This is a genomic window from Escherichia sp. KTE52, assembly GCF_000408325.1.
GTDB lineage: Bacteria > Pseudomonadota > Gammaproteobacteria > Enterobacterales > Enterobacteriaceae > Escherichia > Escherichia marmotae.
In genome coordinates, this window is the sequence record NZ_KE138676.1 from 398,679 (window position 1) to 420,586 (window position 21,908).

The window sequence follows — 21,908 nt, forward strand, 5'->3', positions numbered from 1 at the left end:
CGGCGACAGGTAATAACAGGTTGCTGCGGCGAGTAGATTGACTGGGCGAACAATGGTAACAGAAAGCATGGCATTTTCAGGCGTCGCGTTCCAGCAACCGACGCGTAGCGCGTTTCTGGCTAAATTGCCACCCCATCGCAACGAAGGTGATAATGCCAATAATGCCCAACATTATCCACGGTAGTTCTGGTTGCTGCGCCGATTTACCCAGGTCAAACAGCCAGCCGCCACCGACATAACCGATAGCACCGCCAATCGCCAGGCCCAGACGACTAAACCCCATATAGCTGCCGCGCGCTCGTGCATCTGCCAGCGAGGCGCTTAGGGTTTCACGCGCAGGTTCGGCAATGATTGAACCGATATAAAATAGACAAATCAGGGTGAAGAGTTGTTGCAGATTGCTGACCATTTCAACCGGTATCATGCTTAACGACATGACCAATAGCCCAGCCATCAATCGGTGTTCCAGACGAAAACGTCTTTCGCTCCAGCGGGCGATAGGGTAAAGCAACGTTAAGGAGAGACACGCTTCAATGGCATACATCCATTTAACGGCAGAGGGCGCTCCGGCGATATCGTTGACCATAATCGGCAGCATCAGCATTACCTGAACGGCCAGCATGTAGTAGCCTGCCAGCGTCAGAACATAGGTGACAAAACGTTTATCGCGCATCACGCGGGCCATGCCTTCGCGGACTGGCGTACGCACGGTAGAAAGTTTCCATGCCGGTAACAACCAGGCATTAAATGCCGCACACAGCACAAACAAAATTGCACCCGTCGCGCAGACCAGGCGGAAATCGTATTGCAACAGCCAGCTACCTAATAATGCGCCAATGACCGCACCAGCACTGTCCTGCATCATCAACAGGGAGAAAAAACGTCCACGCTGTTGCGGGCGGATCAATTTGACCACCAGTGCCGAACGCGGCGGATCGAACAGAGTACCGCCAAGACCTGAGAGAAGGCAGGAAAACCACAGCATCCATGGCTCGTGGGCGATCCCCATAGTGGCAAATCCCGCGGCGCGCATCAGCATTCCGGTGACGATCATCGGTTTTGCGCCAAAGCGGTCGGCAATTGCGCCGCCAAAAATGCCTAAACCTTGCTGAATGAACTGACGCAGACCGAGAGCAATACCGACCATCACGGCTGCCCAGCCCATTTGATCAACGAAGCGGATAGAGATCAGGGGGAAGACAACAAAGAACCCCAGCACGACCAGCATATTATCGATGAGCAGGAAATATTTACCCAGGTTCCTGGCCTGTGAAACGCGCGACATTTCCCCTCCCGGGAAATAAAAGATGAGCACTTTCTATTCTGCATGGTCGCTAATACTTTTCCCATATTTCCCGGGACAATATTTTTTTATCGAAAGTCCTCTTTGATAGAGAGTTTTTATCAAATATGTGAATAATGCAGGAAATGGCATTTTGGACTTTTCACAGGTTCTGGTTGCGCAGGTATAGTAATACTTACAGCGTATTAAAGACGTTACGGGAAGGAGTAGGTATAGAATGTTTGGCTATCGTAGTAACGTGCCAAAAGTGCGCTTAACCACAGACCGACTGGTCGTGCGTCTGGTGCATGAACGTGATGCCTGGCGGCTGGCGGACTATTACGCAGAAAATCGCCATTTTCTCAAGCCCTGGGAACCAGTGCGCGACGAAAGCCACTGCTACCCTTCAGGCTGGCAGGCCAGGTTAAGCATGATTAATGAATTTCATAAACAAGGTTCTGCATTCTATTTTGGGTTGTTCGACCCGGATGAGAAAGAGATTATTGGCGTTGCCAATTTTTCTAATGTGGTGCGAGGATCTTTCCATGCCTGCTATCTCGGTTATTCAATCGGACAAAAATGGCAGGGCAAGGGGCTAATGTTTGAAGCCCTGACCGCCGCTATTCGTTATATGCAGCGTACTCAACACATTCATCGCATTATGGCCAACTATATGCCGCACAATAAACGTAGCGGTGATTTGCTGGCGCGACTGGGTTTTGAAAAAGAAGGTTATGCGAAAGATTATCTGTTGATTGATGGACAATGGCGCGATCACGTGCTGACGGCATTAACCACCCCGGACTGGACGCCCGGCCGCTAAGGAGAATGTTATGAAGTATCAACTTACCGCACTGGAAGCCCGCGTGATTGGCTGTTTACTGGAAAAACAGGTGACGACGCCGGAGCAATACCCGCTCTCCGTGAATAGCGTAGTCACGGCCTGTAATCAGAAAACGAACCGTGAACCGGTAATGAACTTAAGCGAATCTGAAGTGCAGGAGCAGTTGGATAATCTGGTAAAACGTCATTATTTACGCACGGTGAGCGGTTTTGGTAATCGGGTCACCAAATATGAGCAACGCTTTTGTAATTCAGAATTTGGCGATCTGAAACTGAGCGCCGCAGAAGTGGCGTTAATCACCACGTTGTTATTGCGTGGTGCCCAGACGCCGGGTGAACTGCGCAGCCGCGCGGCGCGAATGTATGAATTTAGCGATATGGCGGAAGTGGAGTCGACGCTGGAACAACTGGCGAATCGCGAAGATGGCCCTTTTGTGGTGCGTCTGGCTCGCGAACCGGGTAAACGCGAAAGTCGCTATATGCATCTTTTCAGTGGTGAGATAGATGAGCAACCTGTGGTAACGGAACCGTCGAACGCGGTTGAAGGTGATTTACAGGTCCGTGTCGAAGCACTGGAAATCGAAGTGGCAGAACTGAAACAGCGTCTTGATTCGTTGCTGGCCCATCTGGGAGATTAAAGTGAAAAAATTACGTATCGGCGTAGTGGGGTTAGGAGGGATCGCGCAAAAAGCGTGGTTACCGGTGCTGGCGGCAGCGTCTGACTGGACGTTACAGGGGGCATGGTCGCCAACGCGCGAGAAAGCTCTACCCATTTGTGAAAGCTGGCGCATTCCTTATGCCGATTCGTTATCTAACCTTGCTGCCAGTTGCGATGCAGTTTTTGTCCACTCCAGCACCGCCAGTCATTTTGAAGTGGTCAGTGCGTTATTAAACGCTGGCGTTCATGTCTGTGTCGATAAACCCCTGGCAGAAAATCTGCGCGATGCCGAGCGGCTGGTGGAACTGGCGGCGCGGAAAAAACTGACGTTGATGGTTGGTTTTAACCGTCGCTTTGCACCGCTCTACAGTGAGCTAAAAACGCAACTTGCCACCGCAGTGTCGCTGAGAATGGATAAACATCGTACTCATAGCGTCGGGCCACACGATCTTTATTTCACGTTGCTGGATGATTATCTGCATGTGGTTGACACTGCTCTGTGGCTGTCTGGCGGCAAAGCCTCCCTTGACGGTGGTTCGCTGTTGACTAACGAGTCTGGCGAAATGTTGTTTGCCGAGCACCATTTTTCGGTGGGGCCTTTGCAAATCACCACCTGCATGCATCGCCGTGCTGGTAGCCAGCGTGAAACGGTGCAGGCCGTGACCGACGGCGCGCTCATCGACATTACGGATATGCGTGAATGGCGCGAAGAGCGCGGGCAGGGCGTGGTGCACAAACCGATTCCCGGCTGGCAAAGTACCCTCGAGCAGCGTGGATTTGTTGGCTGCGCGCATCATTTCATCGAATGCGTGCAAAATCAGACAGTTCCACAAACTGCTGGTGAGCAGGCAGTACTGGCGCAGCGCATCGTTGACAAACTCTGGCGAGACGCGATGAGTGAATAAACCCTGTAACATCTGGCGGTAGCAATTCACCATAATCCAGGTAGACTATTCGCCTCTTTCAGCGCCTGCGTTGCAGGCGTTTTGTTCGTGGGTCTGGATTAGAACACCAATGAATTTATTAAAATCGCTGGCCGCCGTCAGCTCGATGACCATGTTTTCGCGTGTGCTTGGCTTTGCACGTGACGCTATTGTCGCCAGAATTTTTGGCGCAGGGATGGCAACCGACGCTTTTTTCGTCGCTTTCAAACTTCCTAACTTGTTGCGCCGTATCTTTGCCGAAGGGGCATTCTCCCAGGCATTCGTGCCGATTCTGGCGGAATATAAAAGCAAGCAAGGTGAAGATGCAACTCGGGTCTTTGTCTCTTATGTCTCGGGCCTGCTGACGCTGGCACTGGCGGTTGTGACCGTTGCCGGGATGCTCGCCGCACCGTGGGTGATAATGGTGACCGCGCCGGGCTTTGCTGACACCGCCGACAAATTCGCGCTGACCACTCAGCTATTGCAGATCACTTTTCCCTATATTTTGCTGATCTCCCTGGCATCGCTGGTGGGGGCTATTTTGAATACCTGGAACCGTTTCTCGATTCCGGCATTTGCCCCGACGTTACTTAACATCAGCATGATTGGTTTTGCGCTGTTTGCTGCACCGTACTTTAATCCGCCGGTGCTGGCGCTGGCGTGGGCTGTTACGGTGGGCGGTATACTGCAACTGGTGTATCAGCTACCGCACCTGAAGAAGATCGGCATGTTGGTTCTGCCGCGCATTAACTTTCACGATGCAGGAGCAATGCGCGTGGTGAAACAGATGGGGCCGGCGATCCTTGGTGTTTCTGTTAGTCAGATCTCCTTGATCATCAACACCATTTTTGCTTCGTTTCTTGCCTCAGGTTCCGTGTCGTGGATGTACTACGCCGACCGTTTAATGGAGTTTCCGTCTGGCGTACTGGGCGTGGCGCTGGGGACTATTTTGCTGCCGTCGCTGTCGAAAAGTTTTGCCAGCGGTAATCATGATGAATACAACCGCTTGATGGACTGGGGCCTGCGTCTTTGTTTCCTGCTGGCGCTGCCGAGCGCGGTAGCGTTGGGTATTCTCTCTGGTCCATTAACTGTTTCGCTGTTCCAGTACGGTAAATTTACCGCCTTTGATGCGCTGATGACTCAGCGGGCATTGATTGCCTATTCAGTGGGGTTGATCGGCCTGATTGTGGTGAAAGTGCTGGCTCCGGGTTTTTATTCCCGCCAGGATATTAAAACACCGGTGAAAATTGCCATCGTCACGCTGATTTTGACGCAGTTGATGAACCTGGCGTTTATCGGCCCGTTGAAACATGCCGGACTGTCGCTTTCCATTGGTCTGGCAGCTTGCCTGAATGCCTCGCTGCTTTACTGGCAGTTGCGTAAGCAGAAAATCTTTACCCCGCAACCCGGTTGGACTGCGTTTCTGCTGCGTCTGGTGGTAGCAGTGCTGGTGATGTCTGGCGTACTTTTAGGTATGTTGCACATCATGCCGGACTGGTCATTGGGTACTATGCCCTGGCGCTTACTGCGTTTGATGGCGGTAGTTGTCGCGGGAATTGCGGCGTACTTTGCCGCGCTGGCGGTGCTGGGCTTTAAAGTCAAAGAGTTTGCCCGTCGGACGGCTTAATAACCAATCCCGGCCTGCATTGCAGGCCGGAGAAAATCTTCAGATAGATATCTTTTTACCGCCGCGATGGGGCGTTGAGGTTTGACCGTTGGCCCCGTACAGCGTCGGCTCCTGATGTGGTTTCAGCATTTCCAGCGCCTGTTGATTGCGCTCAATCTGTCCTTCCAGTAGCCAGCCGTTATGTTGATTTAACTGACGCAGTTGCTGCGTTTTTACGGTAATTTCCTGCCAGCATTGTGCGATATCGTTGCTGTTTGCGGCATCCGGTATTTGCCGACGTAACTGCTCGAGGTAATCCAGCGTCGCCAGCAGTGAGCTTTTTTGTTCTGTAATCCGTTGTAACTGACTGCCGTTGATCTGCCCCATAGAGAGATGTTGCAGCTCTTGCTCCATCACCGTTTTAAGATCGTTAAGCACTGCGGACATCTGGTCGAGGATCTCTGCAAGACGCGTCATACGTTTATTTACTCAGTAAGTCTTGTTGCACTTCGCTGATCAGTGCATCGGCAATTTTGCCGACATCTATCTTTAGTTCACCGTTACGAATCGCCAGTTTCAACGCTTCTACGCGCTCAAGATTGATATCACTGCTGCCTGGTTGCATCAGCTTTGCTTGTGCATCGCTTAATGTCACACTGGTACTGGCGGCGGCGGTCGTTTTTGTCGAGCGGGTATTGGCTACCGGAGTGTCACTGGTTTCGCGTGGCTGAACGGTGCTTATGGGCTTCAGGGGAGCGGTGCGGTCAATACTCATGGTTTATTCCTCATTGAGGGCGCTTTTATCATTTGTTGCTTATTTATCGGCAATAGTCGGTCAATCTTTAACAGATTACAGGTTTATAAGAATATTCCCATCCGCATCCACCACACCACTGACCACCTGACCCGACACCATGCGGACACGAGCATTTTGCGCAACCGCCGCGTTGTTCAGCGCCTGACCTTCAGCATTAGCGCTGAAACCATCGCCACTGGCGATCACGTTGACACGCTGTCCGGCTTTTACTCGCCAGGCCTGGCGTAGCATGGTTAGTTGTATTGGCTGCCCGGGCGTCAGATCGCGCAGACTGACTGCATCAACCAGTTGATTAACATCCAGTACAGTACGTGGCGGTAAGGTATCCAGCCGTCCGCGTTTCAGTTTGACGCTGGCAGATTCCAGTTTTCCTCCCCGCACAATGGGCATCGCGGCAACGACATAATTCCCGGTGGCCTGCACATTGACTTGCACATATCGTTTGTCGTTGCCGCAGCGTGCCAGCACATTCACATTGCCCCACAGGCGGGAATTACTGGTGATGGAAAACAATGGCTGTTCACACGCAGGCAGTAAATGGGGGGGCGTGTGAATAGAGATACGAACCTCATCACTCAACCCCGCCAGTTGTACCACAAAAAAGGTTTTCAATTGTGATGTGAAATCGCCAGCCGTACTCAGCGGGCTGAACAGTATCGCGATGAGTACCACGCCATGCTTCATTATTTGCATTTCCGCCCCCAGCCATTTCTACAGGCTAAATTGTACCCGCGCGGCGTGACCATCAACGGCATAAATAGCGACCCATTTTGCGTTTATTCCGCCGATAACGCGCGCCTAAAGCCTTTAAGCTGACGGCAGAATTTTGATATCTGCGGAGGAGATATGCTCGATAAGCTCGACGCCGCCTTACGTTTTCAACAAGAGGCGCTCAATCTGCGCGCCCATCGTCAGGAAGTGCTGGCGGCAAACATCGCCAACGCCGATACCCCTGGTTATCAGGCGCGCGATATAGATTTTGCAAGTGAACTTAAAAAAGTAATGCTGCGTGGACGGGATGAAACCAGTGTGGTGGCCCTGACCATGACCTCAACGCAACACATTCCGGCGCAGGCGTTGACGCCTCCTTCCGCAGAACTGCAATACCGTATTCCGGATCAGCCTTCGCTGGACGGCAATACCGTCGATATGGATCGCGAACGCACCCAGTTTGCCGATAACAGCCTGCAATATCAGATGAGCCTTAGCGCGTTGAGTGGGCAAATCAAAGGCATGATGAACGTTTTACAGAGCGGAAATTAACGGATGGCACTGCTGAATATTTTTGAGATCGCCGGGTCGGCGTTAACTGCCCAGTCCCAGCGTCTGAACGTAGCGGCCAGTAATCTGGCGAATGCCGATAGCGTGACAGGGCCAGACGGACAACCTTATCGGGCAAAACAGGTGGTGTTTCAGGTGAACGCCGCGCCGGGAACCGCGACAGGTGGGGTGAAAGTGGCTGACGTGATTGAAAGCCAGGCGCCAGACAAACTGGTATATGAGCCGGGAAATCCACTGGCGGACGCGAAGGGTTACGTGAAAATGCCAAACGTGGATGTGGTTGGGGAGATGGTTAACACCATGTCGGCATCACGCAGTTATCAGGCCAACGTTGAAGTCCTCAACACGGTGAAAAGCATGATGCTGAAGACCCTCACGCTCGGTCAATAAAGGAGAAAACCATGTCCATTGCGGTAACCACTACCGATCCGACAAAAACTGGTGTCAGTACTACCAGCAGTAGTTCGCTCACTGGCAGTAACGCTGCAGATTTGCAAAGCAGTTTTCTGACGTTGCTGGTGGCGCAACTGAAAAATCAGGATCCGACCAATCCGATGGAGAACAACGAGTTGACATCGCAACTGGCGCAAATCAGCACGGTTAGCGGGATTGAAAAACTCAATACTACACTCGGTTCGATTTCCGGACAGATAGACAACGGTCAGTCGCTACAGGCCAGTAACCTGATTGGTCATGGTGTGATGATCCCCGGCACCACCATTCTTGCCGGTACTGGCAGTGAAGAAGGGGCGGTAACCACGACCACGCCGTTTGGTGTTGAACTGCAACAGGCGGCAGACAAAGTCACCGCCACGATCACTGATAAAAATGGCGCGGTTGTACGCACGATTGATATCGGTGAACTGACCGCCGGAGTCCACAGTTTCACCTGGGACGGCACATTAACTGACGGCACAACCGCACCGAATGGTTCTTATAACGTGGCGATTAGCGCCAGTAACGGTGGTACGCAGTTAGTTGCGCAACCGCTGCAGTTTGCTCTGGTGCAGGGCGTGATCCGCGGTAACAACGGTAATACGCTGGATCTCGGCACTTACGGCACCACCACTCTCGACGAAGTACGGCAGATAATTTAAGCCTTCACATTTCAGGAGTCAGTCATGGCCTTTTCTCAAGCGGTTAGCGGATTAAACGCAGCCGCCACCAACCTCGATGTTATTGGCAACAATATCGCCAACTCCGCCACCTATGGTTTTAAATCCGGTACGGCTTCTTTTGCTGATATGTTCGCGGGTTCTAAAGTGGGGCTGGGGGTAAAAGTTGCCGGCATTACCCAGGATTTTACCGATGGAACGACCACGAATACAGGACGTGGCCTTGACGTTGCCATCAGCCAGAACGGTTTCTTCCGCCTCGTAGACAGTAACGGCTCAGTGTTTTACAGCCGTAACGGGCAATTTAAACTCGATGAAAACCGTAATCTGGTGAATATGCAAGGTTTACAGTTAACGGGGTATCCGGCAACCGGCACACCACCGACTATTCAGCAGGGGGCGAATCCAGGCAATATTTCGATTCCGAATACCCTGATGGCGGCGAAAACGACGACAACGGCGTCAATGCAGATCAACCTTAACTCCAGTGATCCTCTTCCGACAGTCAAAACTTTCGATGCCAGCGATGCGGATAGCTATAACAAAAAAGGTTCGGTAACGGTATTTGACAGCCAGGGGAATGCTCATGACATGAGCGTCTACTTTGTGAAGACCGGGGATAATAACTGGGATGTTTACACCCAGGATAGTAGTGATGCAGCCAGTATCGCTAAGCAAGTAACAACACTGGCGTTTGATGCGAATGGAACTCTGACATCTGGTGCTTCTGCGTTAGTTGCCACCGGTGCAATTAACGGTGCAGATCCCGCCTCATTCTCGTTAAGTTTCCTCAACTCCATGCAACAAAACACCGGTGCGAACAACATCGTGGCAACCACCCAGAACGGCTACAAACCGGGCGATCTGGTGAGTTACCAAATCAACGATGACGGTACGGTAGTCGGCAACTATTCCAACGAACAAACCCAACTGTTGGGGCAGATTGTGCTGGCTAACTTCGCTAACAACGAAGGACTGGCGTCCGAAGGCGATAATGTCTGGTCTGCGACGCAATCTTCTGGCGTGGCGCTGTTGGGGACTGCCGGAACAGGCAATTTTGGCACGCTGACCAATGGTGCGCTGGAAGCGTCCAATGTCGATCTCAGCAAAGAACTGGTCAATATGATTGTCGCCCAGCGTAACTATCAGTCCAACGCCCAGACTATCAAAACCCAGGACCAGATCCTCAACACGCTGGTTAACTTACGCTAATCGCTGACGGGATAGCTCAATGGATCACGCAATCTATACCGCGATGGGGGCCGCCAGCCAGACGCTGAATCAGCAAGCGGTAACTGCCAGTAATCTGGCGAATGCATCTACACCTGGTTTTCGCGCGCAGATAAACGCCTTACGTGCAGTGCCGGTAGAGGGACTTTCGCTGCCTACACGCACGCTGGTGACGGCATCTACGCCAGGGGCAGACATGACGCCCGGCAAGATGGATTACACCTCACGTCCGCTGGATGTTGCGTTACAGCAAGACGGCTGGCTGGCCGTGCAGACTGCTGACGGTAGCGAAGGATATACGCGTAATGGCAGCATTCAGGTTGATCCCACCGGGCAACTGACGATTCAGGGGCATCCGGTGATTGGTGAGGCGGGGCCGATTGCTGTGCCGGAAGGGGCGGAAATCACTATTGCTGCCGATGGTACTATCTCGGCGCTGAATTCTGGCGATCCGGCAAATACCGTCGCTCCAGTCGGGCGGCTGAAACTGGTGAAAGCTACGGGCAGTGAAGTGCAGCGCGGCGATGACGGCATTTTTCGTTTGACTGCTGAAAGTCAGGCCACACGTGGAGCGGAACTTCAGGCAGACCCGACGTTACGGGTGATGTCGGGCGTGCTGGAAGGCAGTAATGTCAATGCTGTTGCGGCGATGAGCGACATGATTGCCAGCGCGCGGCGTTTTGAAATGCAGATGAAGGTTATCAGCAGCGTTGATGATAACGCAGGCCGTGCCAATCAACTGCTTTCGATGAGTTAATTGAAAGGATAAGTGACAAGCATAAGTTACCTGATGCGCAATTTTATCGGGCTTACGAGTTGCATCGCAATGTATTGAATTTGCGAGATCTTGTAGGCCGGATAAGGCGTTTACGCCGCATCCGGTAAAAAGACATATGCACGTGGTCAGCACTCCACTACAGGACATTTTATGATCAGTTCATTATGGATCGCCAAAACCGGCCTCGACGCCCAGCAAACCAATATGGACGTCATTGCCAACAACCTGGCAAACGTCAGTACCAACGGTTTCAAGCGTCAGCGGGCGGTGTTTGAAGATCTGCTTTATCAAACCATTCGCCAGCCTGGAGCGCAGTCTTCCGAACAAACCACCTTGCCGTCCGGGTTACAAATCGGTACTGGTGTGCGTCCGGTTGCCACTGAACGCCTACACAGTCAGGGCAACCTGTCGCAAACCAATAACAGCAAAGATGTGGCGATTAAAGGGCAGGGCTTTTTCCAGATCATGCTGCCGGATGGCTCATCGGCCTACACCCGCGACGGCTCTTTCCAGGTGGATCAGAACGGGCAGTTGGTGACGGCGGGTGGTTTTCAGGTACAGCCTGCGATCACCATTCCAGCGAATGCGTTAAGCATCACCATCGGTCGTGATGGCGTGGTCAGCGTAACCCAGCAAGGCCAGGCGGCTCCGGTTCAGGTTGGGCAGCTTAATCTCACTACCTTTATGAACGACACTGGGCTGGAGAGCATTGGCGAAAACCTCTACACCGAAACGCAATCCTCCGGCGCACCGAACGAAAGTACACCGGGTCTGAACGGCGCGGGGCTGCTGTATCAAGGGTATGTTGAAACATCTAACGTCAACGTGGCGGAAGAACTGGTCAACATGATTCAGGTACAACGTGCCTACGAAATCAACAGTAAAGCGGTATCTACCACCGATCAGATGCTGCAAAAACTGACGCAACTCTAAGGCATAACCGGTGGCTGGTTCACCGGTTTACTGATTTTTAAAGATGATAGCCATGCAAAAAAACGCTGCGCGCATTTACGCCATTTCCAGCTTGTTGGTGTTTTCACTGACCGGCTGTGCCTGGATACCCTCCACGCCGTTGGTACAGGGGGCGACTACTGCACAGCCGGTTCCTGGTCCGACACCCGTCGCCAACGGTTCCATATTCCAGTCTGCTCAGCCGATTAACTATGGCTATCAACCGCTGTTTGAAGATCGCCGCCCACGTAATATTGGCGATACGCTGACCATTGTGTTGCAGGAAAACGTCAGTGCCAGCAAGAGTTCTTCCGCGAATGCCAGCCGCGACGGTAAAACCAATTTTGGCTTTGATACTGTGCCGCGCTATTTGCAGGGGCTGTTTGGTAATGCCCGCGCTGATGTCGATGCCTCTGGCGGCAATAGCTTCAACGGGAAAGGTGGAGCCAATGCCAGCAATACCTTCAGCGGCACGTTGACGGTGACGGTCGATCAAGTGCTGGTAAACGGTAACCTGCATGTGGTGGGTGAAAAACAGATCGCCATTAATCAGGGCACCGAATTTATTCGCTTCTCCGGCGTGGTCAATCCACGCACTATCAGTGGTAGCAACACCGTACCGTCTACCCAGGTGGCGGATGCGCGCATTGAGTACGTTGGCAATGGCTACATTAACGAAGCACAAAATATGGGCTGGTTACAGCGTTTCTTCCTTAACCTGTCGCCAATGTAAGTGAGGCTGTGGTGATTAAATTTCTCTCTGCATTCATTCTTCTGCTGGTTGCGGTCGTGGCGCAGGCCGACCGTATTCGCGATCTCACCAGCGTTCAGGGCGTACGGCAAAACTCGCTGATTGGTTATGGGTTGGTAGTTGGCCTGGATGGTACGGGTGACCAGACGACCCAGACGCCGTTTACCACGCAAACGCTAAATAACATGCTCTCGCAGTTGGGAATTACCGTTCCGACAGGCACCAATATGCAGTTAAAAAACGTCGCTGCGGTAATGGTGACGGCGTCACTTCCGCCTTTTGGACGCCAGGGGCAAACCATTGATGTCGTGGTGTCGTCGATGGGTAACGCCAAAAGTCTGCGTGGCGGTACGCTGCTGATGACACCGCTTAAGGGTGTCGATAGCCAGGTGTATGCGCTGGCGCAGGGCAATATTCTGGTCGGCGGCGCAGGCGCATCGGCGGGGGGCAGCAGTGTTCAGGTTAACCAATTGAATGGCGGACGGATCACCAATGGTGCAATTATTGAGCGCGAATTGCCCAGCCAGTTTGGTGCTGGCAATACCTTCAATTTGCAGCTAAATGAGGAAGATTTCACCCTGGCGCAGGAAATTGCCGATACCATCAACCGCACACGCGGATACGGCAATGCGACGGCGTTAGATGCGCGAACTATTCAGGTACGCGTGCCGAGTGGCAACAGTTCCCAGGTGCGTTTCCTTGCCGATATCCAGAACATGCAGGTCAATGTCACTCCGCAGGACGCCAAAGTGATTATTAACTCGCGTACCGGTTCAGTGGTGATGAATCGTGAAGTGACCCTCGATAGCTGCGCGGTGGCACAGGGCAACCTCTCGGTTACGGTGAATCGGCAGGTGAATGTCAGCCAGCCAGATACGCCGTTTGGTGGTGGAGAAACCGTGGTAACCCCACAAACGCAGATCGACTTACGTCAGAGCGGTGGTTCGCTGCAAAGCGTGCGTTCAAGCGCCAGCCTCAATAACGTAGTGCGCGCGCTCAATGCATTGGGGGCTACGCCGATGGATCTGATGTCCATACTGCAATCGATGCAAAGCGCGGGATGTCTGCGGGCAAAACTGGAAATCATTTGATGATTAGCGACAGCAAACTGCTGGCCAGTGCCGCCTGGGATGCTCAATCGCTTAATGACCTGAAAGCGAAAGTGGGCGAAGATCCGGCGGCAAATATTCGCCCGGTGGCTCGTCAGGTAGAAGGGATGTTCGTGCAGATGATGCTGAAAAGTATGCGTGAAGCCTTACCGAAAGATGGCCTGTTCAGCAGCGAGCATACCCGACTCTACACCAGTATGTATGACCAGCAGATTGCCCAACAGATGACAGCAGGCAAAGGTTTGGGGCTGGCGGAGATGATGGTTAAACAGATGACACCAGAGCAGCCGTTGCCAGATGAAGCAACGCCAGCGGCACCGATGAAATTCCCGCTTGAAACTGTGATGCGTTACCAAAACCAGGCGCTCTCGCAACTGGTGCAAAAAGCCGTACCACGTAACTACGATGATTCGCTACCTGGTGACAGCAAAGCGTTCCTCGCGCAACTCTCGCTTCCCGCCCAACGGGCAAGCCAGCAAAGTGGTGTGCCGCATCATCTGATCCTTGCCCAGGCGGCGCTGGAATCAGGCTGGGGACAACGGCAAATCCGTCGTGAAAATGGTGAGCCAAGCTATAACCTGTTTGGCGTCAAAGCCTCCGGCAATTGGAAAGGGCCGATCACTGAAATTACCACCACCGAATATGAAAATGGCGAAGCGAAGAAAGTAAAGGCGAAGTTCCGGGTTTACAGCTCATATCTTGAAGCGCTTTCAGATTATGTCGGTCTATTAACACGTAACCCGCGTTACGCCGCCGTGACGAATGCCAAAAGCGCTGAGCAGGGGGCGCAGGCATTACAGGACGCGGGATATGCGACCGATCCTCATTATGCCCGCAAACTAACCCATATGATTCAGCAGATGAAATCGGTAAGCGACAAAGTGAGCAAAACTTACAACATGAGTATCGATAATCTGTTCTGAAGAACTCAAGTCCGGCGGGTGTCTGCCGATAATGCTCTGTAATTGAAGGCTTATAAGGAACCTCCATGTCCAGCTTGATCAATAACGCCATGAGCGGACTTAACGCGGCGCAGGCAGCGTTAAATACGGCGAGTAATAATATTTCCAGCTATAACGTTGCCGGATATACCCGCCAAACCACCATTATGGCGCAGGCCAACAGCACTCTGGGTGCAGGTGGTTGGGTTGGCAATGGTGTCTACGTATCCGGTGTGCAACGTGAGTATGATGCGTTTATTACCAACCAGTTACGTGCGGCGCAAACCCAGAGTAGCGGTCTGACTTCCCGCTATGAACAGATGTCGAAAATCGACAATATGCTCTCTGGCAGCACGACCTCGCTGGCAACACAGATGCAGGATTTCTTCACCAGTCTGCAAACACTGGTCAGTAACGCGGAAGATCCGGCGGCACGTCAGGCGCTGATCGGTAAAGCAGAAGGGCTGGTAAACCAGTTTAAAACCACCGATCAGTATCTGCGCGACCAGGATAAACAGGTCAATATCGCGATAGGTGCCAGCGTTGACCAGATCAACAATTATGCTAAACAAATCGCCAGTCTGAACGATCAAATCTCACGCCTGACAGGTGTGGGGGCAGGGGCGTCACCTAACGAGCTGCTGGATCAACGTGATCAACTGGTGAGCGAATTAAACCAGATCGTTGGTGTAGAAGTCAGCGTTCAGGATGGCGGCACTTACAACATCACGATGGCCAATGGTTACTCACTGGTACAGGGCAGCACGGCGCGTCAGTTGGCGGCAGTACCGTCCAGCGCCGATCCTTCCCGCACGACAGTCGCTTATGTTGATAGTACTGTGGGCAATATTGAGATCCCGGAGAAATTACTGAATACCGGGTCGCTGGGCGGCCTTCTGACATTCCGTTCTCAGGATCTCGACCAGACGCGCAATACGCTCGGACAACTGGCGCTGGCATTTGCCGGGGCTTTCAATACTCAACACAAAGACGGGTTTGATGCCAATGGCGATACAGGGAAAGATTTTTTTGCCATCGGGAAACCGGCTGTGCTGGAGAATACTAAAAACCAGGGTAGTAGCGCGATCAGCGCCACGGTGACCGACGGCTCCGCGGTGCTGGCAACAGATTACAAAATCTCTTTCAACAATAATCAGTGGCAGGTCACCCGCCTTGCCAGCAATACTACTTTTACGGTGACGCCAGATACCGACGGTAAAGTTTCGTTTGACGGTCTGGAGTTGACGTTTACCGGCACACCAGATGCTAATGACAGCTTCACGTTGAAACCGGTAAGCGATGCCATCGTCAACATGGACGTTTTAATCACCGACGAAGCGAAAATCGCCATGGCGAGCGATAAAACCGCTGGTGAGAGCGATAACCGTAATGGTCAGGCGCTGCTGGATTTGCAAAGCAACAGTAAAACGGTGGGCGGGGCGAAATCCTTCAACGACGCCTATGCCTCGTTAGTGAGTGATATCGGCAATAAAACTGCTACGTTGAAAACCAGCAGTACGACGCAAGGTAATGTGGTGACGCAACTCTCTAATCAGCAGCAATCTATTTCCGGCGTCAACCTTGATGAAGAGTACGGCAACTTGCAACGTTTTCAGCAGTACTACCTGGCGAATGCGCAGGTTCTGCAGACGGCGAACGCCATTTTCGATGCGCTTATTAACATTCGCTAAGGGAGAGAAAAAATGCGTTTCAGTACCCAGATGATGTACCAGCAAAATATGCGCGGTATCACCAGTTCCCAGGCGGAATGGATGAAGTATGGCGAACAGATGTCGACGGGTAAGCGAGTTGTTAACCCTTCTGACGATCCCATTGCTGCATCACAAGCTGTCGTGCTCTCACAAGCGCAGGCGCAAAACAGTCAGTACACGCTGGCGCGTACTTTCGCGACGCAAAAAGTGTCGCTGGAAGAGAGTGTGCTTAGCCAGGTTACTACGGCAATCCAGAACGCCCAGGAAAAAATTGTCTACGCCAGCAACGGCACGTTAAGTGACGATGATCGGGCATCGTTAGCCACGGATATTCAGGGACTCCGCGACCAGTTGTTGAATCTGGCGAATACCACTGACGGTAACGGGCGCTACATTTTTGCTGGTTATAAAACCGAATCCGCACCGTTTAGCGAAGCGAAAGGTGAATATGTCGGCGGAACTGAAAGTATTAAGCAACAGGTTGATGCTTCGCGTTCGATGGTGATAGGGCATACCGGCGACAAAATTTTTAATAGCATTACCAGTAATGCGGTAGCGGAACCAGATGGTAGCGATTCTGAAACCAGCCTTTTTGCTATGCTGGATAGCGCCATCGCTGCGCTGAAAACACCGGTTGCAGATAGTGAAGCGGATAAAGAAACCGCTGCTGCGGCATTAGATAAAACTAACCGTGGCCTGAAAAACTCGCTGAATAATGTGCTCACCGTACGTGCGGAATTAGGCACACAGTTGAACGAACTGGAGTCGCTGGATTCATTAGGTAGCGATCGCGCTTTAGGTCAGACGCAGCAGATGAGTGATTTGGTTGATGTGGACTGGAACGCGACGATTTCATCTTACATCATGCAGCAAACGGCGTTGCAGGCGTCGTACAAAGCGTTTACTGATATGCAAGGATTATCGCTTTTTCAGCTCAATAAATAAGCACTTTTCAAACATATCATGAAACTGGGTATGTTTTGTCTGCCCGCTCTGGGATCGCCTGAGCGGGCATTTTTTTTGCCTTATTTTTGAGTGTGGCTGGCAAGAATACCATTGGGTGAAGTTGAATATATTGATTCATAACTGAAATAAAAAAAGCCCCGGCGGTTGCCAGGGCTTGATCGCTTTGAGTTAATGATTACTCAACAGGTTGCGGACGCGCAGGGGCGGCAGAGGCATGATGCGTCGCCGTATGACCACCTGCGGCACCTTTACCTTCGAAGGCAAAGGCTGGACGCTGCCAATCACTGTGGCGCGGCGCTTCCGGAACATATTCCGGTGCCGGAGCACGTGTCATCGGCGCGGTAGCGTGGTTATGCTCTACGACTACCTCGGCTTCAACAGGGGCTACTGTTTCAACCTCTGCTGCAACTTCAGCGACCACAGGCGCGGCAGGTTGAGCAACGACTTCAGGTTCGGCAATCACAACCTCGGCAGTTTCGGCAACTTCTTCAATATCAGCCGTCTCTTCCTGCGGTTCAACCACTGGTTCTGCGTGCTCTGCAACTTCCTGCGCTACGGCAACATCAGCTTCGGCAATCACCTGCGGCTGTTCAGTTACTGCAGCGGCAATCACTTCAGGATGCGTCGTTTCAACCACTTGCGGTTCGGCAACCTGAACAGGTGCTTCTACGACTTCAGTTACTTCTTCAACAACCGGCGCGGCAATGACTGGCTCCACAGCGGCGGCGACAGGGACTTCAGTCACCATCGGCTGAACCTGTACTTCTTCCTGCTCGCGTTGTTCTTCAACCTGTACATCTTGCGGACGTACAACCGGGTAGCGGATCCAGACTTTGCCAGAGGCCAGTTCCGGAGATGCGCACGCTACAGTTAACGGCATTGGTGACTGAACCGGATAACGCTCGTCACGATAGCGGCGACGACGCTGGCCACTTACGCGCAGGTGACGAGGCGAACGACGAGAACGACGTGGCATGCCACCGTTGTCACGGTTATCGGCATTGTTCTCTTCTTGCTGTTCCGGCGCAGTTTGCGCAACCACAGGCAGCGGAACTTTTACCAGTTCAGTTCGCTGGGCAGGCGTTTCCTGCATAACAGGCTCGGCAGCGACGGTTTCTTCAACCACCGGTGCGACTACAACTTCTTCAGCAACGCTTTGCTCGTAACGCACTTTTTGGTTCAGTTGACGCTGTTTACGACGTGGTTGAACCGGACGTACACGTTCTTCCTGGTCGGTTTCCTGAACAGATGGCTCTTCAACATTCAGCGCTTTAGCTTCTTGTTGCACCTGACGTTTATCGTCGTTACGGCGACGGCTACGTTCACGACGCGGTGCTTGCTGCTCGTCAGTGGTGCGTGCTTTTTCAGTTACATCGGTCTGCTGACGGTTCTCACGAGCCTCGGCAGTCTGCTGCTGTGCCTGGCGACGATTACGACGGTTTTCTTCGCGATTATCGCTGCCCTCTGTACGCTCACTACGTGTATCGCGGCGTTCATTACGGTCACGGCGGTTGTTCTGGCGAGGCTTACGGCGATCCTGTTGGCGCTCCGGTTTTGCTTCTGCTTTCGACGCGGGTTGCTCGGCCGGTTTGGTTTCTTCGCCGCCGCTGAACAACGATTTCAGTGCGTTGAAAAGACGGCTCAACAGGCCTGGTTGTGCTGGAGCAGCAGGCGTTGTCGGCGCAGCTTTCGGTGCTGGGGCTGCTGCTGGTGCTACAGTTTCAGCCGGGGTTGGCGCTGGTGGAACATCCGGCATGGCGAAGGTTGCCAGTGCAGGTTGTTCCGGGCGTTTACGTTCAGGGAATTCTTCCTCAGAAGGTAATGCCATCGCTTCTTCATGCAGTTTTGGCAGCATGTAGCTTAAGGTCGGCGTCTCTTCTCCTTTACGCACGCGCAGTACGTGGTAGTGCGGAGTTTCCATCTGATCGTTTGGTACAATCACGCAGCGCACGCCGTCCTGACGGGTTTCAATTGCATTCACCGCAGAACGTTTTTCGTTCAGCAGGTAAGAAGCAATGGGGACAGGAACAATAGCGTGGACTTCCTGAGTGTTCTCTTTCAGGGCTTCTTCTTCAATCAGACGCAGAATAGAGAGCGACAGGGATTCGTTGTCACGCACGGTGCCAGTACCGGAGCAACGCGGGCAGACGTGATGGCTGGATTCACCCAGCGATGGGCTAAGGCGCTGACGGGACATCTCGAGCAGGCCGAAGCGAGAAATATGGCTGATTTGAATACGCGCACGATCCTGACGCACCGCTTCACGCAGACGGTTTTCTACCGCACGCTGGTGGCGTACTGGCGTCATGTCAATAAAGTCGATAACAATCAGGCCGCCGAGGTCACGCAGACGCAACTGACGAGCAATCTCATCAGCAGCTTCCAGGTTAGTGTTAAACGCGGTTTCTTCGATATCACCGCCGCGGGTTGCGCGTGCGGAGTTGATGTCGATGGCGGTTAACGCTTCGGTGCTGTCGATAACAATAGAACCACCGGACGGCAGACGAACTTCACGCTGGAAAGCGGACTCGATCTGCGATTCAATCTGGTAGTGGCTGAACAGTGGAATTTCACCCGTGTACAGTTTGATTTTGCTGCTGAAATCCGGGCGGCCCAACGCGGCGATATGCTGACGCGCCAGTTCGAGCACTTTCGGGTTATCAATAAGGATTTCACCTATGTCCTGACGCAGGTAGTCGCGGAAAGCGCGAACGATAACGTTGCTTTCCTGGTGAATCAGGAACGGAGCAGGGCGGCTTTCAGCGGCTTTTTTGATCGCTTCCCAGTGTTTCAGACGGAAGCTCAGATCCCACTGGAGCGCCTCGGCAGATTTGCCGACGCCAGCAGTACGCACGATAAGCCCCATGCCTTCAGGCAGTTCAAGGCTTGCCAGTGCTTCTTTTAATTCGGTACGGTCGTCGCCTTCGATACGGCGAGAAATGCCACCCGCGCGCGGGTTGTTCGGCATCAGAACCAGATAGCTACCCGCCAGGCTGATAAAGGTGGTCAGTGCTGCGCCTTTGTTACCGCGCTCTTCTTTATCGATCTGAACAATGACCTCCTGACCTTCACGCAACACATCTTTAATGTTGGGGCGGCCATGAGCACTGTAGTTAGCAGGGAAATATTCGCGGGCAATTTCTTTTAGTGGGAGGAAACCGTGACGTTCAGCGCCGTAATCAACAAAAGCAGCTTCCAGACTCGGTTCAATGCGGGTGATTTTACCTTTGTAGATGTTCGCCTTTTTCTGTTCATGCCCTGGACTTTCGATATCCAGATCATACAGACGCTGCCCATCTACAAGGGCAACGCGCAACTCTTCCTGCTGAGTTGCGTTGATTAACATTCTTTTCATCGTAACTTACTCATTATTCTTACATTGACGACTAAGCTGCGGGCAAAGTAACGCCTTTCCGGGTGTGAACCGATGGCCTCGTGTCTAGTCGCGTCGCCAACCTCACGGTTATCGTCAGCTCAAAGAGGCGCAGAGTGTCGGTTGCCCGTTTTTCATGCGGAAAAACAGCGCAATTATCAGAGAAACAGACTGGGTATTACTCTCCAGAAATATTTCCATCTACCGGTAAGGACTGCAACCCGCAGCCCGCTAACTGCCTGAAAGATCAATACGTCTTACGCCATTGCTGCGTTGATGATCGGTCGGGCAAAATGGGTTATTCCGTAAAATTTCTTGTTTTAACAAGGTTGGACACGGAAACGTTCTCATTATTCCACTGCAAGCCTTGTTATAGCAAGATGACTTTTACCATTTATCACCCACTTACTCACAGTTTTTTCACTTCTTGCTGGTGATTGGTTTAATAACCAGCAATTAAGTGATTGCGCTGGGAAGTAATAAGGTGCAGAACTAAATATAAGCATAGAAAAATGAGTGGCGCGAATCCTGCTGGCTATTTAGAATCGCCCACCATGAAAACAGAGACTCCATCCGTAAAAATTGTTGCTATTACCGCTGATGAAGCGGGGCAACGTATCGACAACTTTTTGCGTACCCAATTGAAAGGCGTACCAAAAAGTATGATCTACCGTATTTTGCGTAAAGGCGAAGTACGGGTGAACAAAAAACGTATTAAGCCTGAATATAAACTCGAAGCTGGCGATGAAGTGCGTATTCCGCCGGTTCGCGTTGCTGAACGGGAAGAAGACGCGGTTTCGCCGCATCTGCAAAAAGTCGCTGCGCTGGCGGATGTCATCTTATATGAAGATGATCATATCCTGGTGTTGAATAAACCGTCTGGCACAGCAGTACATGGCGGCAGTGGTTTAAGTTTCGGCGTTATTGAAGGACTGAGGGCGTTGCGCCCCGAAGCGCGGTTCCTTGAACTGGTGCATCGACTCGACCGGGACACCTCTGGTGTACTGCTGGTAGCGAAAAAACGCTCGGCGTTACGTTCTCTACATGAGCAATTACGTGAAAAAGGTATGCAAAAAGATTACCTGGCGCTGGTGCGCGGTCAGTGGCAGTCACACGTGAAAAGCGTGCAAGCGCCGTTGCTGAAAAACATTCTGCAAAGCGGTGAGCGTATTGTGCGTGTGAGCCAGGAGGGTAAGCCGTCAGAAACGCGCTTCAAAGTGGAAGAACGCTATGCGTTTGCCACGCTGGTGCGTTGTAGCCCGGTGACCGGTCGTACACACCAGATCCGTGTGCATACGCAATACGCTGGTCATCCGATTGCCTTTGATGATCGTTACGGCGACCGCGAATTTGATAAACAACTCACTGAAGCGGGAACGGGATTAAATCGTTTATTCCTGCACGCCGCGGCGTTGAAGTTTACCCATCCGGGAACGGGTGAGGTGATGCGTATCGAAGCGCCGATGGATGATGGTTTGAAGCGTTGTTTGCAGAAACTGCGTAATACGCGTTAATGCGAGCATATAAATCAGATAGTAGGCGGTAGGCCTGATAAGGCGTTTACGCCGCATC

The 21,908-nt window shown here is 52.3% G+C and carries 21 protein-coding genes; 16 read left to right on the forward strand and 5 right to left on the reverse strand.

Annotation, left to right across the window (positions count from 1 at the left end; translation table 11 throughout):
- Positions 1 to 76 precede the first annotated feature (76 nt).
- A complete protein-coding gene (mdtH, locus tag A1SC_RS19265) occupies positions 77 to 1,285 on the reverse strand; it encodes a multidrug efflux MFS transporter MdtH (protein WP_016261906.1) in 1,209 nt (402 codons plus the stop codon).
- A 235-nt stretch (positions 1,286 to 1,520) separates the two neighbouring features.
- Between mdtH and rimJ the strand changes: the two genes are divergently transcribed.
- From rimJ to murJ, 4 genes are all read left to right on the forward strand, one after another.
- Positions 1,521 to 2,105 carry a ribosomal protein S5-alanine N-acetyltransferase gene (gene rimJ / locus A1SC_RS19260; RefSeq protein ID WP_000468210.1) on the forward strand — a complete coding sequence of 195 codons (585 nt, stop codon included), beginning with the start codon at positions 1,521 to 1,523 and terminating at the stop codon, positions 2,103 to 2,105.
- A 10-nt stretch (positions 2,106 to 2,115) separates the two neighbouring features.
- On the forward strand, positions 2,116 to 2,763 hold the full coding sequence (locus A1SC_RS19255) for a YceH family protein (protein ID WP_016261907.1): 648 nt from the start codon (positions 2,116 to 2,118) through the stop codon (positions 2,761 to 2,763).
- A 1-nt stretch (position 2,764) separates the two neighbouring features.
- The gene (locus tag A1SC_RS19250) at positions 2,765 to 3,688 is read left to right on the forward strand and encodes a Gfo/Idh/MocA family protein (protein WP_016261908.1); all 924 of its coding nucleotides are present in this window, start codon (positions 2,765 to 2,767) and stop codon (positions 3,686 to 3,688) included.
- Positions 3,689 to 3,797: 109 nt separating this feature from the next.
- Positions 3,798 to 5,333: a murein biosynthesis integral membrane protein MurJ gene (gene murJ / locus A1SC_RS19245; protein WP_001050690.1), complete on the forward strand. Its 1,536-nt coding sequence runs from the start codon at positions 3,798 to 3,800 to the stop codon at positions 5,331 to 5,333.
- 39 nt (positions 5,334 to 5,372) lie between these two features.
- Here the strand turns inward: murJ and flgN are convergent, their stop codons facing one another.
- From flgN to flgA, 3 genes are all read right to left on the reverse strand, one after another.
- The gene (flgN, locus tag A1SC_RS19240) at positions 5,373 to 5,789 is read right to left on the reverse strand and encodes a flagella biosynthesis chaperone FlgN (RefSeq protein ID WP_001516175.1); all 417 of its coding nucleotides are present in this window, start codon (positions 5,787 to 5,789) and stop codon (positions 5,373 to 5,375) included.
- 4 nt (positions 5,790 to 5,793) lie between these two features.
- Complete coding sequence (gene flgM / locus A1SC_RS19235; RefSeq protein WP_000020864.1) at positions 5,794 to 6,087, reverse strand: flagellar biosynthesis anti-sigma factor FlgM; 294 nt, start codon at positions 6,085 to 6,087, stop codon at positions 5,794 to 5,796.
- Between the two features lie 75 nt (positions 6,088 to 6,162).
- Complete coding sequence (flgA, locus tag A1SC_RS19230) at positions 6,163 to 6,822, reverse strand: flagellar basal body P-ring formation chaperone FlgA (RefSeq protein WP_024214550.1); 660 nt, start codon at positions 6,820 to 6,822, stop codon at positions 6,163 to 6,165.
- Between the two features lie 153 nt (positions 6,823 to 6,975).
- On the opposite strand from flgA, the gene flgB reads away from it, so the two are divergent.
- The 11 genes from flgB (at position 6,976) to flgL (ending at position 16,942) form a co-directional block, all read left to right on the forward strand.
- A complete protein-coding gene (gene flgB, locus A1SC_RS19225) occupies positions 6,976 to 7,392 on the forward strand; it encodes a flagellar basal body rod protein FlgB (protein ID WP_000884689.1) in 417 nt (138 codons plus the stop codon).
- Between the two features lie 3 nt (positions 7,393 to 7,395).
- Entirely contained in the window at positions 7,396 to 7,800 is a 405-nt protein-coding gene (flgC, locus tag A1SC_RS19220; RefSeq protein WP_001196470.1) for a flagellar basal body rod protein FlgC, read from the forward strand.
- Positions 7,801 to 7,811: 11 nt separating this feature from the next.
- A complete protein-coding gene (gene flgD, locus A1SC_RS19215) occupies positions 7,812 to 8,507 on the forward strand; it encodes a flagellar hook assembly protein FlgD (protein WP_016261910.1) in 696 nt (231 codons plus the stop codon).
- 24 nt (positions 8,508 to 8,531) lie between these two features.
- Positions 8,532 to 9,737: a flagellar hook protein FlgE gene (gene flgE / locus A1SC_RS19210; RefSeq protein WP_000885838.1), complete on the forward strand. Its 1,206-nt coding sequence runs from the start codon at positions 8,532 to 8,534 to the stop codon at positions 9,735 to 9,737.
- A gap of 19 nt (positions 9,738 to 9,756) precedes the next feature.
- Positions 9,757 to 10,512, forward strand: a complete 756-nt coding sequence (gene flgF, locus A1SC_RS19205; protein WP_000349270.1) for a flagellar basal-body rod protein FlgF — start codon at positions 9,757 to 9,759, stop codon at positions 10,510 to 10,512.
- Positions 10,513 to 10,683: 171 nt separating this feature from the next.
- Entirely contained in the window at positions 10,684 to 11,466 is a 783-nt protein-coding gene (gene flgG / locus A1SC_RS19200) for a flagellar basal-body rod protein FlgG (protein WP_000625823.1), read from the forward strand.
- Between the two features lie 52 nt (positions 11,467 to 11,518).
- Complete coding sequence (flgH, locus tag A1SC_RS19195; RefSeq protein ID WP_016248589.1) at positions 11,519 to 12,217, forward strand: flagellar basal body L-ring protein FlgH; 699 nt, start codon at positions 11,519 to 11,521, stop codon at positions 12,215 to 12,217.
- Between the two features lie 11 nt (positions 12,218 to 12,228).
- On the forward strand, positions 12,229 to 13,326 hold the full coding sequence (flgI, locus tag A1SC_RS19190; protein ID WP_001516179.1) for a flagellar basal body P-ring protein FlgI: 1,098 nt from the start codon (positions 12,229 to 12,231) through the stop codon (positions 13,324 to 13,326).
- The gene (gene flgJ, locus A1SC_RS19185; RefSeq protein ID WP_001516180.1) at positions 13,326 to 14,267 is read left to right on the forward strand and encodes a flagellar assembly peptidoglycan hydrolase FlgJ; all 942 of its coding nucleotides are present in this window, start codon (positions 13,326 to 13,328) and stop codon (positions 14,265 to 14,267) included. Before flgI ends, flgJ begins: the two co-directional genes overlap by 1 nt.
- 65 nt (positions 14,268 to 14,332) lie before the next feature.
- Entirely contained in the window at positions 14,333 to 15,976 is a 1,644-nt protein-coding gene (gene flgK / locus A1SC_RS19180) for a flagellar hook-associated protein FlgK (protein ID WP_016261911.1), read from the forward strand.
- A gap of 12 nt (positions 15,977 to 15,988) precedes the next feature.
- Complete coding sequence (flgL, locus tag A1SC_RS19175) at positions 15,989 to 16,942, forward strand: flagellar hook-associated protein FlgL (RefSeq protein WP_001212793.1); 954 nt, start codon at positions 15,989 to 15,991, stop codon at positions 16,940 to 16,942.
- A gap of 196 nt (positions 16,943 to 17,138) precedes the next feature.
- Here the strand turns inward: flgL and rne are convergent, their stop codons facing one another.
- Complete coding sequence (gene rne / locus A1SC_RS19170) at positions 17,139 to 20,318, reverse strand: ribonuclease E (RefSeq protein WP_001516183.1); 3,180 nt, start codon at positions 20,316 to 20,318, stop codon at positions 17,139 to 17,141.
- 572 nt (positions 20,319 to 20,890) lie between these two features.
- On the opposite strand from rne, the gene rluC reads away from it, so the two are divergent.
- Complete coding sequence (gene rluC, locus A1SC_RS19165; protein ID WP_024191859.1) at positions 20,891 to 21,850, forward strand: 23S rRNA pseudouridine(955/2504/2580) synthase RluC; 960 nt, start codon at positions 20,891 to 20,893, stop codon at positions 21,848 to 21,850.
- Positions 21,851 to 21,908: the final 58 nt, after the last annotated feature.

Coding starts and splice junctions, on each gene's coding strand:
- flgN (WP_001516175.1), bottom strand. CDS start 5,789: ATGACGCGTCTTGCAGAGATCCTCGACCAGATGTCCGCAGTGCTTAAC.
- rimJ (WP_000468210.1), top strand. CDS start 1,521: ATGTTTGGCTATCGTAGTAACGTGCCAAAAGTGCGCTTAACCACAGAC.
- flgC (WP_001196470.1), top strand. CDS start 7,396: ATGGCACTGCTGAATATTTTTGAGATCGCCGGGTCGGCGTTAACTGCC.
- flgJ (WP_001516180.1), top strand. CDS start 13,326: ATGATTAGCGACAGCAAACTGCTGGCCAGTGCCGCCTGGGATGCTCAA.
- flgA (WP_024214550.1), bottom strand. CDS start 6,822: ATGCAAATAATGAAGCATGGCGTGGTACTCATCGCGATACTGTTCAGC.
- flgE (WP_000885838.1), top strand. CDS start 8,532: ATGGCCTTTTCTCAAGCGGTTAGCGGATTAAACGCAGCCGCCACCAAC.
- flgF (WP_000349270.1), top strand. CDS start 9,757: ATGGATCACGCAATCTATACCGCGATGGGGGCCGCCAGCCAGACGCTG.
- flgH (WP_016248589.1), top strand. CDS start 11,519: ATGCAAAAAAACGCTGCGCGCATTTACGCCATTTCCAGCTTGTTGGTG.
- flgD (WP_016261910.1), top strand. CDS start 7,812: ATGTCCATTGCGGTAACCACTACCGATCCGACAAAAACTGGTGTCAGT.
- murJ (WP_001050690.1), top strand. CDS start 3,798: ATGAATTTATTAAAATCGCTGGCCGCCGTCAGCTCGATGACCATGTTT.
- flgM (WP_000020864.1), bottom strand. CDS start 6,087: ATGAGTATTGACCGCACCGCTCCCCTGAAGCCCATAAGCACCGTTCAG.
- rne (WP_001516183.1), bottom strand. CDS start 20,318: ATGAAAAGAATGTTAATCAACGCAACTCAGCAGGAAGAGTTGCGCGTT.
- flgK (WP_016261911.1), top strand. CDS start 14,333: ATGTCCAGCTTGATCAATAACGCCATGAGCGGACTTAACGCGGCGCAG.
- rluC (WP_024191859.1), top strand. CDS start 20,891: ATGAAAACAGAGACTCCATCCGTAAAAATTGTTGCTATTACCGCTGAT.
- flgG (WP_000625823.1), top strand. CDS start 10,684: ATGATCAGTTCATTATGGATCGCCAAAACCGGCCTCGACGCCCAGCAA.
- flgB (WP_000884689.1), top strand. CDS start 6,976: ATGCTCGATAAGCTCGACGCCGCCTTACGTTTTCAACAAGAGGCGCTC.
- mdtH (WP_016261906.1), bottom strand. CDS start 1,285: ATGTCGCGCGTTTCACAGGCCAGGAACCTGGGTAAATATTTCCTGCTC.
- flgL (WP_001212793.1), top strand. CDS start 15,989: ATGCGTTTCAGTACCCAGATGATGTACCAGCAAAATATGCGCGGTATC.
- A1SC_RS19255 (WP_016261907.1), top strand. CDS start 2,116: ATGAAGTATCAACTTACCGCACTGGAAGCCCGCGTGATTGGCTGTTTA.